Raw genomic sequence first — 15,472 nt, forward strand, 5'->3', positions numbered from 1 at the left:
GTAAGTGCGTCTAGATTTTTTCAAGCTTGCCTGAAAACTCCTCTTCTAAATCTATGACATCCGCCGAAGCTTTGACCAACATGATGATGGTCACCCAGTCGTTGCGCGCATGTAGTGGCGTACTTAGACTGAGTTCCTTCTTATCAGCAAGTATTAGGACACCCGCCGAAATCAGCAAAATACTTACATTCATCTCACCATCTGTAGAGGTGGGGGACTTGCAAAGAAATTAAATCGATAATTCCTTTGATAATGTGTACAGGCTTACATCCGCCATATGTTTATTTTCATATGCCTCTTTTAAATCATAATCCACGATAGCGTGGTTTCGGATGCCTACAGCGCGTCCTCCTTTTTCCTCTAGAAGAAGCTCTACCGCTCTCGCTCCAAGCCTTCCAGCTAATACACGGTCACGAGCAGATGGTGCACCACCTCTTTGCATATGACCTAGCACCGACACGCGAATTTGTACACCTGTTCGCTGCTCTAAAATTTTACCTAGCTTATGTCCAGGCATTACACCTTCTGCAACAATTATAATACTATGGCGTTTACCACGAGCAGCACTTCGCTCTAAACGCGCAATAATATCTTCAAGATTAAACTCTTCCTCAGGAATAAGCACGGATTCTGCCCCAGCTGCCAAGCCTGTCCAAAGGGCTATATCACCCGCATTACGTCCCATTACTTCCACAATAAATGTATTTTCATGACTTGTCGCTGTGTCACGAATTTTATCAATTGCTTCAACCGCTGTATTAAGTGCTGTGTCAAAGCCAATTGTGTACTCTGTACCAGGTATATCATTATCAATCGTTCCAGGAATGCCTACGCACGGAAAACCTTTATCAGTTAAGCTCATTGCACCACGATATGAACCGTCACCACCGATTACAACTAAACCTTCAATCCCTTCAGCACGTAAATGCTCAATTGCTTTATTTTGCATGTCATCCTCTTTAAATTCAGGAAAACGAGCCGAGTAAAGCATTGTGCCACCACGTTGAATGATGCCACCTACCGAGCCTAAATCAAGCGGCTCGAAATTACCATTATAAAGCCCTTCATAGCCGTAGTAAACACCTACTACATCTATTTTATGATAATGCGCCTTTCGGACAACGGCACGAATGGCAGCATTCATCCCTGGCGCATCTCCTCCACTTGTTAAAACAGCTATTTTTTTCACAAAAATCCCTCCTCTACTCACCTACTACCACATTATCATGAATATAGTTCTTATGTAAGCTTTCAACGCCTTTATATATACTATTTTACAAAAAAATAATAATAATAGCTGTTCAGAATATATTATTTCTGAACAGCCTGCGCTTTAAACATCATTTGTCATTATAGCTTTACAATCCAGTCGAATTTATCTTCTACTGTGCCGTTTTGAATACCTGTTAACGTATCATAAAGCATTTTTGTTACTTCACCGATTTGCCCATCATTGACAGTGAGCTTCATATCTTGCCATTTTAATTGCCCGATAGGCGAAATAACCGCAGCCGTTCCTGTGCCGAAAGCCTCTTCTAAAGTACCTTCTTCAAATGCCTGCACAATCTCATCAATTGTAATACGACGCTCTTCAACATCAAAATTATTTGATTTTAATAAATGTAGCATGGAGTCCCGCGTAATCCCTGGTAAAATGCTGCCATTCAAAGCTGGCGTAATCACTTTTCCATTAATTTTGAAGAAAATATTCATACTCCCTACTTCTTCAATATAGCGGTTTTCCTTACCATCTAACCATAAAATTTGCGAGTATCCTTCCTCGCTTGCAAGCTCCTGCGCCTTTAAGCCGCTTGCGTAGTTACCACCTGTTTTCGCTTCACCCGTGCCACCTACTACAGCGCGAACATATTGCTTCTCAACTACAATTTTCACTGGATTAATACCTTCACTATAGTAGGCCCCAACTGGAGACATAATAATAATGAAATGATAGTTTTTAGCTGGTGCAACGCCTAAAAACGGCTCCGATGCAAAAATATACGGTCGAATATAAAGCGATGCCCCCGGCTCACTCGGCACCCACTCTCTGTCAATCGCAAGCAGTTGCTTTAACGCTTCAAGGGCAAATTGTTCATCAATCGTCGGAATACATAAGCGTTCATTCGAAGCATTTAAACGCTTAAAATTGCGCTCTGGTCTGAATAATTGAATGTCACCATCAGCCGTTTTATAAGCCTTCATGCCCTCAAATACAGATTGTCCATAATGGAAAATCATTGCAGACGGGTCAAGTGAAATTGGCTGATACGGAATGATACGTGCATTATGCCATCCTTGCCCAAGCGTATAATCCATCATAAACATGTGGTCAGTAAAATATTTACCGAAGCCTCGTTGTTCAGCAGTAGGCTTTTGTTTCGGTGTTAAAGTTAGTTGTGTTGTAATTGTGTTCGTTGACGACATATTGCTATCCCCTGTTCCATAAAATCGATTGCACCTCGGTCTGCTCTCGTTTAGATTTTTTCAAACGATTTAATCTTCAATCGCTACTAGACATGCCAATTGTTAATTGACATACTTCGTATAACTACATGTCAAAATCTGCACGATTCACCAGAGGTTTTATTTTGTTTCAGTGCGTATACTTCATCCCGCTGAATCAAAATAAGTATATGTCTATCCTAACACGCTTTTACAATGTTGTATGCTATAAATTCAGATTATTCATTAATTTTCAATAAATTGACCAATCGCTTTGAATTTTTCATAGCGGTCCTGCACAAGTTCCTCTGCATTTAATACTGTTAATTCCTCAAGAGTAGTTGTTAAATGCTCCCTCATTGCGCTTGCTTGCTTCACAACATCTCGATGTGCGCCACCTGCTACCTCAGGAATAATAGCATCGATAATCTTCATGTCCATTAAGTCTGGTGCTGTAATTTTCATTGCTTCTGCTGCCTGTTTTGCTAAGCTCGCATCCTTCCATAAAATAGACGCTGCTCCCTCTGGCGAAATAACGGAGTATGTGGAATTTTCAAGCATTAAAATACGATTTGCCACACCTAACGCTAACGCTCCACCACTTCCTCCTTCACCAATCACAATGCTAATAACAGGTACTTTTAAACCTGCCATCTCAATTAAATTACGTGCAATTGCCTCACTCTGACCACGCTCCTCAGCAGCCTTACCAGGATATGCGCCCTTTGTATCAATAAAGCAAATAATAGGGCGTTTGAATTTCTCCGCCTGCTTCATTAAGCGCAACGCTTTTCGGTAACCTTCAGGATGCGGCATACCAAAGTTACGTCGAATATTTTCCTTTGTCGTCTTTCCGCGTTGATGCCCAATAATCGTAATTGGCTGCCCATTAAACGATGCGATTCCGCCAACGATTGCCTCATCATCTCCAAATAAACGGTCACCATGCAACTCAATAAAATCCTCGAAAATAGCATCGATATAAGCTAATGTCGTAGGACGCTCAGGATGTCGCGCGACTTGTACACGATCCCACGGCGCCATATTCGAATAAATAGATTTTTCTAATTGCTCGAGGCGTACTTCTAGCTTCTCGATTTCACCGCTCATATCTACATCTGCATCTTGTGCAATATGTTTTAATTCATCAATTTTTTCTCGTAGTTTAATAACAGGCTCTTCAAATGGCATAATTTTAGACATGTGCCGTTTCCCCCTTACGATGTAACTTGACAATTGTCGCTACTTTATCACGCATTTCATGGCGATGGAAAATAGCATCTAATTGTCCGTGTGCTAATAAAAACTCAGCCGTTTGGAAGTCATCTGGCAATTTTTCGCGTACTGTTTGCTCAATCACACGTCGACCTGCAAAGCCAATTAGCGCTTGTGGCTCCGCAATATTGAAATCTCCTACTGAAGCAAAACTTGCCGATACACCACCTGTTGTTGGGTGTGTCAAAATTGAAATATACAATAAACCCATTTCACTATGACGGCTTAATGCAACACTAGTTTTAGCCATTTGCATTAAAGATAAAACACCCTCTTGCATACGTGCACCACCACTAGCAGTGAAAATAATAAATGGTACCTGTAACTCTGTCGCCTTTTCAATTGCACGTGTAATTTTTTCACCAACTACGGAGCCCATCGACCCCATGCGGAAATGGGAATCCATAATCGCCACAACAACCTTTTCACCTTTTAACGTACCAACACCTGTTAAAACAGCTTCATTCAAGCCTGTCTTCTTTTTATCCACTTCAATTTTCTCAACATATGCTGGGAAGCCTAGTGGGTTTGTTGTTTGCAAGTGGTCGTCAAATGATGTGAAGCTGCCTTCGTCTAAAAAGATTGCCGCACGTTCCTGTGCTGTAAGCTTTAAATGATGTTGACAATTTGGGCATACTTTTAAATTTTGTTCAACCGCCTTTGTCACATGGATTTTGCGACATTCGGGGCATTTTGTCATTAAATCTTCCGGGAAATCCTTTTCCTTCGTTGTACTAAAGCTGCCTTTTTGTTTCTTTCTATTTACTGAAAATATATCTCGTATGGACACTAGACATCCTCCTTATAATTCATCCTGAATAATTTCTATCCATTCTTCGTATGCTTCAATGGCCCCTTTTATGTAGCCCATTTGCAATGATTTAATAAACATTTGAAGCGCCTTTTTTTCTCGCTCTGTCACAAGATGCTTGAAAGTTTGCGAACCATAGGCTAAAAGCTGAAGCCATATTTTTAATGCTAGACGATTCGCAGAAGCGATAATACACTCCCGTAAAATATCCTCTCGCATCAGCTCCTGCTGTAGCTCAATTTTAATAAACAAGCTTTCCCATACTGGTAAAGTTCGTAAAGATTCATTTCTACAAATAATACGAATTGCTTCCCGCTCATGCATTTCACGTGTTGCATGGACATCTTCGATTGATTTCGTTTCTTGTAAAATAAAAGAAGAGAGTATTTCGATTAGTTGATGATGGTGAATCGACGCTAAAAACGTCCCTCCCCCGTGACGTGTTTCAATTAAGCCAAGCAACTCTAAACTGCGTAACGCTTCTCGTACAGAAGAACGCCCAACGCCTAGTTGCTCTGATAATACGCGCTCTGAAGGTAATTTATCGCCCGGTTCGATCTGCTGTTCACGAATCAACACTCGAAGCTCTTTGACAATTTGCATAAACATTTTTTTATTTTCATTCATAAATGTCAATACTTCTCCTCCATCTTTTTACGGCTAATTTTTTTACTATGTAAAATTTTAGAAAGTCATTGCAAATTATAGAGAGCATGCAGCAGTCATCCACATACTCCCCACGTTTTTTACTTATAGGTGCGATTTTTAACAGTTCCACTGTTTAATACAAAAGTGGTCTGACCACTTTTGTACGTTTCCAATATACATAAGTTTTAACAAAAAGTAAAGAAAAAACTGTGCAAAGTACAAAAATTTGTACCTCGCACAGTTTTCATCACTGTAATTATATTTCTTGTATACGCATAAGTTTTACTTTTAATTGCGGTTTACCGAATCTAAATTCAAGTACGCCCTCTACATAGGCGATATGGTTTACTTCAAGCTGCTGCTGAACTACTGTAAATTCCTTTGGGAACAATGTAGCAGAGATGCTGCCATATTCATCCTGTAGCTCGACAAATGCCATAAGCTCTCCTTTTTTTGTACGGATTTGCTTTATTTCTTCAATAATGCCAAGTATTTTTACGTACTGACCATCTCTATGCTTATGCAAATTATACGTCGTGGCATTGACTTGAATTGTTGCTCGCCATTTTGTGAGCGGATGCTCAGATAAATAAAGACCTAGCACTTCTTTTTCATATTGCAACTTTTGTTGCTGTTCTAAAGGCTGGACCGCCGCTAATTTAGGTTTACCAACATTAAAATCTACATGCTTTCTAGCTGCCTCAATAGAAGCAAGGAGCACAGCCCGATCCAATTTAAAATCATCTAAAGCCCCCGCCTTAATAAGTGGCTCAATGGCCTTTTGCTGAAACACAGCAGTTGACAACGAGCTCGCTAAATCAAATAAATCTTTAAATGGCCTATCCATCATATTTCTTACTTCAATCAAGCTTTTTAAAAAAGGCTGTGACACGTTTTTAATCGCAGATAAGCTATAGCGAATTTGACCATTTTCCACCTTAAAATGGCGTTCACTTTTTTGAATAGAGGGCGGTAAAATAGTGATACCCTTCGCTTTTGCTTCAATTAAAATTTGCACAAGCTTCTCTGTATTGCCTGTTGCATTTGTTAATAACGCTGCATAAAAATTCACAGGATAATGTGCCTTTAAATAAGCCATTTGATAGGAGATTAAACTATAGGCGACAGCATGACTTTTAGGAAAACCATAATCAGCAAAGCGCACGATTAATGCATAGACTTCATTTGCAACTTGTGGTTCATAACCTTTTTGCTGTGCACCAATAATAAAACGGTCGCGCCCGCGCTCTAATGCTTGACGATTTTTCTTACTAATGGCACGCCGTAAAATATCCGCTTCACCAATCGAGAAGCCAGCCATCATATGAGCAATTCGCATTATTTGCTCCTGATAAATAAGCACCCCATATGTTTCCCCTAATACCGGCTCAAGCGCTGGGTGTGGCATCGTCACCTGCTCCTGTCCATGCTTTCTCCGTGCATACGTAGCAATAAAATCCATTGGACCTGGTCGATATAAAGCATTCACTGCCACAATATCTAAAAAATGCGTTGGCTTTATTTCTCTTAATGCTTGACGCATCCCTTCAGACTCCAATTGGAAAATACCTGCTGTGTCCCCTGCCTGCAGCAATTTAAACGTTCGCTGATCCTGTAATGGAATATCCTCAAATTTTATTTCCTTGCCATGCGTATATTGCACAGAACGACGTATTTGCTCTAAAATCGTCAAATTACGCAAGCCTAAAAAATCCATTTTTAATAAACCTACTTGTTCAACTTCAAGCATCGGCCATTGCGTTAAAAATATTTGGTCATGCCCTTCTTCGATTGGGACTAACTCTACAAGTGGGATGGGACTTAAAACAACACCTGCAGCATGTGTTGAAGCATTGCGTGGCAATCCCTCTAATTTCTGCGCTGTAGCGAACCAACGCTGGCGCTCTGGCTTCTCATCAATCCAATTGCGTAAGCTTTGCGATTCATTATAAGCATCTTGTAACATAATCCCCGGCTTATTCGGAATCATTTTCGAAATTTTCTCAAGCTCTGTTGGTTCAAACTCTAACATTCTTGCCACATCGCGCGCTACCGCCTTAGCAGACAATGTACCAAACGTAATAATTTGAGCCACATGTTGCTGCCCATACTTATTAGCCACATATTGAATAACCTCTTGTCTTTTCGTATCAACAAAGTCAATATCAATATCAGGTAGTGTCACACGCTCAGGATTTAAAAAACGCTCAAATAATAAATCATACTGCAGTGGGTCAACCTGTGTAATTTGCAGCGCATAAGCAATAAGTGAACTAGCTGAAGAGCCTCGCCCTGGACCAGTTAAAATTTGCTGCTCTCTAGCAAAGCGCATAAAATCCTCGACAATTAGAAAATAATCCGCATAGCCCATTGAACAAATAACGCCTAATTCATGCTGCATACGTTGCTCGTAGGCAGCAGGCAACTGCGCGCTTTGCAATCTGTGCTGTAAGCCAATTAATACGCGCTCACGCAGTAATTCCTCTGCTGTTTGCCCACTTGCAACGGGAAATTTCGGCATAAATGTCGCTTGCTGCTCCATTGTGACATGACAGCTCATGAGCACCTGCTCTGTTTGCCTGAGCCATTCTGGACGGTCGGTAAAAAATTGCTGCCATTGCTCCTTAGTTAGTACGTAACGATGCTTTAATTTCAAATTAAAGGTTAAGCCCATTTTCACACCCGTATCAATTGCTCGTGCTATTTCATAGGCAAAATGGTCATCCTTTGTCATAAATGTACTTTCGTGAATAGCCATTATCTTTACAGCGATTTGCTCGCTTAAAAATACAGCGTCCTGCTCATTCGGGGCTGCTACCTCTAGTCTTTCAATACCTATAAAAAGCCTCTCCGCAAAAAGCTGCTTTAGCTGCTCTGCCAGTTGCCGGTTATCATTCTCTAGCCACCTTGCTTCCTCGGCCAATGCAGGAATAATCGCAATGCAGCCGTCTGCATAGCCCGCTAACCAACGAAATGGCAATGTTTCATCTTTTCGAATGGCCACACTGCTACTAATTTTTAAAAGATGGCGGTAGCCTATATTATTTTGCGCGTATAAAATTAGTGGCAAATTTATTTCCTCTGCAAATTGCACATTCACCACTAACCCGACAACTGGATGAATACCAGCCTTTTTCATCTCGTGCCAAAAAGGCAGAAGGCCATAGAGCCTCGAGTTAACGATAGCACATGCCTCTGCCTTCTGTTGTTGTAAAAAAGGGATAAGCGCTTCAATTTTTATTGTACTTTTTAATAAATCAGCGCTCGTTCTTATTTGTGGATAAACTACCATCTTCATCCCCCTTACATTAATAATTCCTACAAAGCGCCTGCAAATCCCAAATAATGCGCTCTGCCTCTTCCCAGGAAGATGCTGAAGCACCCGATGCTAATGGATGTCCCCCACCGTTGTATTTTTTAGCCAGCTCATTAATAACAGGTCCTTTTGAACGTAAACGCACGCGAATCGTATCGCCCTCTTCAATAAAGATTACCCATGCGCAAATGCCCTTCACATTACCTAATGAACCTACTAATAATGAAGTTTCGGATGGTGTCACCCCATATTCCTCCAATACATCCTTCGTAATTTTTATTGAGGCTGCACCATTCTCATCCATTTCAAAATACTGATAAAAATAGCCCTGTAGCTGTAATAAATGCGGCTCCATTTCATACATACCATCGAACACTTCATTGCGGTCAAAGTCATATTGGATAAGCTGTGCCGCTGTTTCAAATGTTTTAACTGTTGAGCTTGAAAATAAAAATCGCCCCGTATCTCCCACAATTCCGGCAAATAATAAACGTGCCGCTGCATCAGGGAAAATCCAATTTTTATAATTTCTCCCCTCTTCATAAAAAGCATAAATCATTTCACTTGCAGAACTTGCACTTGTATCAACCCATAATAAATCGCCATATCGGTCATCATTTGGATGGTGGTCAATTTTTATTAACATATCGCCAGATGCATAGCGCCCATCATCAATACGCTCCGTATTGGCTGTATCTGTCACAATCACTAATGCGCCATCGAATAATCCATCTGTTACCTCATCTGGCATCGCTAAAAATGTAAGCGATGGATCATGCTCTCCAACAGCGTATATTGCCTTCTCTGGATAATTTGCTTGCAGTAGCTCCTTTAAGCCAAACTGTGAGCCATACGCATCAGGGTCAGGACGTACATGCCGATGTATAATAATTGTATTGTACTGCTCAATTGTGTCGATGATTTGACGTTTCAAGTGTTTTTCCTCCTCATTTCAAGTGAAATCCGTTCGCATTTTCTTCAAAAAGTTTGTACAATAGTAACAGCTTTGCTTTACGGGAGGTTCACTATGTTAAATTTAATTTTTGTTTTCTTTATTGTCGTATCATTCGTGTTTTATTTTTATTATAAGACAAAACAATTTCGTTCAACACTACCGATACGAAAAAAATGGTATACAGCAAAAGCCGGTGTTGCACTCGGCGTTTTTATTATCGCATTCGGACTGAACGCAACAATCATTTACCCAACAGCCGTTGGTTATGGTGTTGCCGTCGTATTCGTCCTAGTAGGCGCAGGCTTAGCATATAATAATTACAAACGCGCTCGTCATGAAGGTAAATATGTACATGAAGAGTACGAGCTTAATCAATAAGAGTCATTTTCTTATGCTCAAAAAAACAATGTCAAGGGGTCGTCTGAAAAGTCATTTTTAGACGACCCCTTTGCCATCTAGATAGTGGCATTTATTATGATAATCATAGGAGGAATTTTTCAGCAAAAATATAAAAGCTAGAGCTATCGGAAAGCATATACTTTTCCAACAGCCTTGCGCTTTTATAGTATAAGCGTAAGACCGCCTGTCATGCTAGCGCTCTAATAGCTGGAATGTCATCATCGCTTTTCCTACTAATACCGTTTCGCTAAATACTTCAAAATCCATCTTAACAAATTTCCGGCTCATATCTAAAATGCGTGGCTTCACTGTAAGCACACTCTCCATTTGTACAGGCTTAATAAAATAAATCGTCATATTTTCTGTAACGGCTTCACCGCGCTTGCGCTTTTTCAAAGCGAAGGAGCCTGCTTCAGCAAGCAATGTTGTAAACGCTCCGTAGGAAATACCACCAAATTGATTCGTCATTTGAGGTGTGACAGTAAATTCTACCGCAACCTCCTCATCATCAATCATCTTCATTTCATTTTTCACTAAATCATCAATTGTTTCGCCTTGATGCGGCTGACGTTGTGCAAGTTGCAATGCCTTTAGCACATCCTGACGACTAATAACCCCTTGCAAGGAACCATCATCATTAATAACAGGTAATAAATCAATACCTTCCCAAATCATGCGATGACCTGCAGAGGCCACACTTGTTTTCATAGAGCCAGCAATCGGGTTTTTTGTCATTACCTTTTCGATTAACTCCGTATCTTCTTTGCCGATAACATCCTTTACCGTTATCATTCCTACAAGCTTTTGTTGGCTTGTCACAACAGGGAAGGCTCCATGTGTAGTGCGCTTGTTTTGCTCTCTAAAATCATGCAGTGTTTGGTCATTTTGTAAAACAGCCGTTTCTTCAATCGGCACATAAATATCCTCGATAAGCAAAATATCTTTTTTAATAAGCTGGTCATAAATGGCTCTGTTAATCATCGTTGCGACTGTAAAAGTATCATAGCTCGTTGAAATAATCGGTAATTCCAAGTCATTCGCCAATTGTTTATTTGTATCTGTCGTATCAAAGCCACCTGTAATTAAGACAGCTGCCCCTGCATTCAAGGCATGCTCATGTGCCTGTATACGGTTACCAACAATCAGCAAGCTTCCCGCATCTGTATAGCGCATCATATCATCGAGCTTCATCGCGCCAATCACAAATTTTGTCAGTGTTTTATGTAATCCTGTTTTACCACCTAGCACTTGCCCATCTACAATGTTTACAATTTCTGCAAATGTCAAACGCTCAATATTTTCTTTTTTCTTTTTTTCAATACGAATCGTTCCAACGCGCTCAATCGAGCTGACAAGACGACGATTTTCCGCCTCCTTAATAGCCCGATATGCAGTCCCCTCACTTACCTGCATTTCCTTTGCAATTTGACGAACTGAAATTTTCTCCCCTACAGGCAACGACTCAATATACTGCAAAATCTTCTCATGTTTTGTTGACATACAATCACCTATTTCCCTACATTCCTACCTCCTAGTGTATCATATTTCTTAATATTGCATACAAAACAAAAATGCATTTCATTTGCTCAAACAATCATTTTTTACACACTACTAAAATTTAAGAAAAAAGCCTATTGTTTTGCTGTCCATTCGAGAGAGCGAAGCGTAACAGTTTTCCATTGCGGTAAGTGCTCTTTCCATGAGCGTAAAAGTAGCGCTACTGACTACGCAAACAAAATAAAAATAATTCTGTAAATTTTATAACATAGCTTTCTATTGTTTAGTATACTTAACATATGGGAGGGATTGTTATGTTACATATAAAAAATGCACAAATTCGTACTGGAACAGGTGCGGTAATAAATGGAGATTTATTAATTGAAGATGGCAAATTCAAAGAAATTGGTTCAATTTCTTCAAGCCTAGAAAATGTGAAAACAATTGATGCTGAAGGTAAAATCATTACACCGGGTTTAATTGATGTGCATACACATCTCGGCGTGCATGCTGAGGGAGTTGGCAAGGCAGGGCATGATTTCAATGAAATTAGCTCTGAATCTACACCTGAAGTTAGTTCATTAGATGGGATTCAGCCACAGGATATCGGCTTTGATGATGCTAGACGAGCTGGTGTGACAACAGTTCAAATTATGCCCGGTAGCGCTAATGTCATCGGTGGTGAAATGGTCATTGTAAAAACGGCTGCCAAATCAGTTGTCGATGAAATGATTGTTAAAAATCCTTCTGGCTTGAAGGCTGCAACAGGAGAAAACCCTAAAAATACGCATGGGGGCAAAGGCAAGATGCCAACAACACGTATGGGCGTTGCAGGGCGCTTACGTGAAATGCTCATTGCTGGGCAAAATTATTTAGAGCAGCGTGAATCTGGGACATGCAATCGAAATTTAGGTCTAGAAAATATCGGTAAAGTTTTAAAAAGAGAAATTCCACTCCGCATTCATGCGCACCGTGCAGACGATATAGCCACAGCACTGCGCATTAAGCGTGAATTTAATATCGATATGACAATAGAGCATTGCACAGAGGGACATTTAATGGCTGATTTTATCGCCCAGCATGATATTCGCGTATCAGTAGGACCAACAATGTCAGCTCGCTCCAAAAATGAAAACTCACAAAAAGGCTGGCATACGCTTATCGCTTTACGCGAAGCTGGGGTCCCATTTTCAATTACGACAGACCATCCTGTCGTTGGTATTACTCATTTATTAACGAGCGCTATCCTCGCGATTAAGCACGGACTTACAGAGGAGGAGGCACTTGCCGCTATTACCCTAAATGCCGCAAAGCATTTAGGGGTCGAATCCCAAGTGGGCTCTATTGAGATTGGCAAGGATGCCGACTTTGTCATTTGGAATGGTGACCCATTCGATTTGCGCACAACGATTCAGCAAACTTATATTAATGGAAGCTGCGTCTACAATGCCGCGCAATAGACACTAGCGTTGGTCTTTTTTAACTTCTTTCAGCATCTTTTTGCGACGAGTAACCGCAGGAGCACATGTTTTTTGTACCGGTGGCTCATATTTGTACTGATAGCAAGGCGGCAGATATACAAGTCCCAAACCATTAGAGGTGGGGTAAGCATTAGAGCGATTTCAGCGGGGTGTCCAAACACTCGCTGGAATCGCTCTAAGTACGTCACTTCCTATAACACCAACTTCATGTTGGTCAAAGCTCCAGCGGATGTCACAGATACCAAACAGCACGAAAAAATCTTTATCAATTACGCCTCCGCGTAATTGATAAAGATTGCCCGAGGAGAATAACAAGAGCATTTCTCAAAATAAGTCCCCCTCTTTTCTAATAAGCTAACATTTTACTCAAACACTATTATCACCTTCGTCTATCAAGCTAGCTAGTACACGACTTGTTGGATGCCTCTTTCCCCCTCATAGCTTTACATAATCGCCCGCTTGTAAAATTTGCACTTCTGCTCCTTCTACTAAATTAGCGAAATGCTGTGGGTCTTGTGCTATTGGCGGGAATGTATTGTAATGAATCGGAACGACAATTTTCGGCTTTAACAAAGATACCGCATATGCTGCATCCTCTGGTCCCATCGTAAAATTATCACCAATTGGTAAAAAAGCAACATCAATTGGATGTCGCTCTCCAATGAGCCTCATATCACCAAAAAGGGCTGTATCTCCTGCGTGATATATTGTTAGCCCCTCTGCCATGAATAAAATTCCGCTTGGCATACCTGTATAAATAATTTCGTTTTTTTCAGTTACATAAGAAGAGCCATGAAAGGCTTGTGTAAACTTTACTTTGCCAAAATCAAATTGTTTCGCTCCGCCGATATGCATATTATGGACATTTACACCTTGCCAACCAATAAAATCGGCTAATTCATTTGGCGCAACAACCAACGAATTATTCGCTTTGGCAAGCTCAACTGTATCACCGACATGGTCATTATGCCCATGCGTTAATAAAATAACATTAGGCTTTTGCTCCTCTACTTGTAAATCTGTGGCTCCATTTCCTCGAATAAATGGGTCAATTAAAATCGTTGTATCATTTGTTATAATTTTTACTACAGAATGTCCATGGTAAGATATTTGCATGTATAATGCCTCCTTTTAGAAAATGCTTACATAAAAATATATTCTCTATATCTGCAATTTTCCCTCTTTTTTGATATGCTAATAGGGTATCAATTATATTTTGACGACTGCTGAGGCTTTGTGCCAATATACTGTTGGTCATTCCACTAGCAAGCGTCTAAGTGAAGCACTGCACTGTGCTTCTCACCACCCAAAAGGTGAAAGTACGGTCAATACATTTAACTATACGGAGGTCCTATGGATGAGTAAAATTCAACATTTACAAAATTATTTACAGCAAAATAATATTGATGCTGCCTTTATCACAACACCTGACAACGTATTTTATTTTTCAAATTTCAAAAGCAATCCACATGAACGCTTACTAGGTGTAGTCGTTTTCAAGGAGGCAGCGCCGTTTTTAATTTGCCCGCAAATGGAAGTACCTGATGCAAAAGCAGCTGGTTGGGCTTATGATGTTATCGGCCATTTAGACACGGAAAATGCATGGGATGTTTTGGCGAAAAAAATTGCCGAGAACAACATCGCAATTACAAAATTAGCAATTGAAAAATCTCATTTAACAGTAGAGCGTTTAGAAGCGCTAACAAGCCTTTACCCAGCCGCATCATTTGAGCGTCTCGATGACCAAATTAATGCTATGCGTGTTATTAAAGACGAAGATGAGCTTATAAAAATGCGCGAAGCAGCGAAACTGGCTGATTATGCAATTGAAGTAGGCTGCAAAGAAGTTGCAGAAGGCAAAACAGAAATGGAAATTTTAAATGCGATTGAATCAGCTATTAAAGCAAAAGGCTACTCTATGAGCTTTGATACAATGGTATTAGCTGGTGAAAAATCTGCTTCTCCACACGGTACACCGGGTGACCGCAAAATTAAGCGCGGTGATATGATTTTATTTGACTTAGGCGTTGTTTATGAAGGCTATTGCTCTGATATTACACGTACAGTTGCTTTTGGTGAAGTAAACGAGGCACAAAAAGAAATTTACAATGCGGTACGCGAGGCGAATGAACGAGCAATTGCAGCCGTAAAGCCTGGTGTGCGTGCATGTGATTTAGATAAAATTTCACGTGATGTTATTACAGAGGCTGGCTATGGTGAGTATTTCACACACCGCCTAGGACATGGCTTAGGGATTTCTGTGCATGAGTACCCTTCCGTAACAGGTACGAACACATTTGCCTTACAACAAGGGATGGTTTTCACAATTGAACCGGGTATTTACAAATCAGATGTAACAGGTGTGCGTATTGAAGATGATGTAGTCGTGACAGCAGATGGCGTTGAAGTGCTAACAAAGTTCACTAAAGAGCTTGTCATTTTATAAGTAAAATACCATTTAAAAAGTGCGTGTCCGAAACTGATTTAGGACACGCACTTTACATTTACTACAATTTTATAGCTTTTTTATCCCGCATTAACGGGCAGTAAGCCTCCCATTTCAAGGCTTAAGTGAAAATACGCTAAAGGATAAGTGGGAGCGTAAAAGCTCGATTGGTTCAACTAACAATCAATGGAGGATGAGAAAA

The 15,472-nt window shown here is 40.4% G+C and carries 13 protein-coding genes; 3 read left to right on the forward strand and 10 right to left on the reverse strand.

Going from position 1 to position 15,472, the window contains the following annotated elements:
• Positions 1-10: 10 nt before the first annotated feature.
• The 8 genes from C9J36_RS09855 to C9J36_RS09890 form a co-directional block, all read right to left on the reverse strand.
• Positions 11-193 carry a hypothetical protein gene (locus C9J36_RS09855; RefSeq protein ID WP_107942965.1) on the reverse strand — a complete coding sequence of 61 codons (183 nt, stop codon included), beginning with the start codon at positions 191-193 and terminating at the stop codon, positions 11-13.
• Between the two features lie 36 nt (positions 194-229).
• On the reverse strand, positions 230-1,189 hold the full coding sequence (gene pfkA / locus C9J36_RS09860; protein WP_066162077.1) for a 6-phosphofructokinase: 960 nt from the start codon (positions 1,187-1,189) through the stop codon (positions 230-232).
• Positions 1,190-1,350: 161 nt separating this feature from the next.
• Positions 1,351-2,424 (reverse strand): branched-chain amino acid aminotransferase, encoded by a 1,074-nt coding sequence (locus tag C9J36_RS09865; RefSeq protein WP_107942966.1) that lies wholly within the window; start codon positions 2,422-2,424, stop codon positions 1,351-1,353.
• Between the two features lie 264 nt (positions 2,425-2,688).
• Positions 2,689-3,645 carry an acetyl-CoA carboxylase carboxyl transferase subunit alpha gene (gene accA, locus C9J36_RS09870; RefSeq protein WP_107942967.1) on the reverse strand — a complete coding sequence of 319 codons (957 nt, stop codon included), beginning with the start codon at positions 3,643-3,645 and terminating at the stop codon, positions 2,689-2,691.
• On the reverse strand, positions 3,638-4,507 hold the full coding sequence (gene accD / locus C9J36_RS09875; RefSeq protein WP_107942968.1) for an acetyl-CoA carboxylase, carboxyltransferase subunit beta: 870 nt from the start codon (positions 4,505-4,507) through the stop codon (positions 3,638-3,640). The genes accA and accD overlap by 8 nt, the downstream gene beginning before the upstream one ends.
• Positions 4,508-4,519: 12 nt before the next feature.
• The gene (locus tag C9J36_RS09880) at positions 4,520-5,155 is read right to left on the reverse strand and encodes a FadR/GntR family transcriptional regulator (protein ID WP_066164317.1); all 636 of its coding nucleotides are present in this window, start codon (positions 5,153-5,155) and stop codon (positions 4,520-4,522) included.
• Between the two features lie 277 nt (positions 5,156-5,432).
• On the reverse strand, positions 5,433-8,468 hold the full coding sequence (gene dnaE, locus C9J36_RS09885) for a DNA polymerase III subunit alpha (RefSeq protein WP_107942969.1): 3,036 nt from the start codon (positions 8,466-8,468) through the stop codon (positions 5,433-5,435).
• Positions 8,469-8,484: 16 nt separating this feature from the next.
• Positions 8,485-9,426 (reverse strand): DHH family phosphoesterase, encoded by a 942-nt coding sequence (locus C9J36_RS09890; protein ID WP_107942970.1) that lies wholly within the window; start codon positions 9,424-9,426, stop codon positions 8,485-8,487.
• Between the two features lie 93 nt (positions 9,427-9,519).
• On the opposite strand from C9J36_RS09890, the gene C9J36_RS09895 reads away from it, so the two are divergent.
• Complete coding sequence (locus tag C9J36_RS09895) at positions 9,520-9,825, forward strand: YtpI family protein (RefSeq protein WP_066162063.1); 306 nt, start codon at positions 9,520-9,522, stop codon at positions 9,823-9,825.
• A gap of 213 nt (positions 9,826-10,038) precedes the next feature.
• Here C9J36_RS09895 and C9J36_RS09900 read toward each other — a convergent pair whose 3' ends face one another.
• Positions 10,039-11,346, reverse strand: coding sequence for a DRTGG domain-containing protein (locus C9J36_RS09900; RefSeq protein WP_107942971.1), 1,308 nt, complete (start codon positions 11,344-11,346; stop codon positions 10,039-10,041).
• Positions 11,347-11,657: 311 nt separating this feature from the next.
• Between C9J36_RS09900 and C9J36_RS09905 the strand changes: the two genes are divergently transcribed.
• Entirely contained in the window at positions 11,658-12,803 is a 1,146-nt protein-coding gene (locus C9J36_RS09905; protein ID WP_235616033.1) for an amidohydrolase, read from the forward strand.
• 456 nt (positions 12,804-13,259) lie between these two features.
• Here the strand turns inward: C9J36_RS09905 and C9J36_RS09915 are convergent, their stop codons facing one another.
• Positions 13,260-13,940, reverse strand: coding sequence for a metal-dependent hydrolase (locus C9J36_RS09915; protein ID WP_107942974.1), 681 nt, complete (start codon positions 13,938-13,940; stop codon positions 13,260-13,262).
• Positions 13,941-14,181: 241 nt separating this feature from the next.
• Here C9J36_RS09915 and C9J36_RS09920 point away from each other — a divergent pair, with 241 nt between their 5' ends.
• Positions 14,182-15,270, forward strand: a complete 1,089-nt coding sequence (locus tag C9J36_RS09920) for a M24 family metallopeptidase (protein ID WP_107942975.1) — start codon at positions 14,182-14,184, stop codon at positions 15,268-15,270.
• The last annotated feature ends 202 nt before the right edge of the window (positions 15,271-15,472 follow it).

Source organism: Metasolibacillus fluoroglycofenilyticus, from assembly GCF_003049645.1.
Classification (GTDB): domain Bacteria; phylum Bacillota; class Bacilli; order Bacillales_A; family Planococcaceae; genus Metasolibacillus; species Metasolibacillus fluoroglycofenilyticus.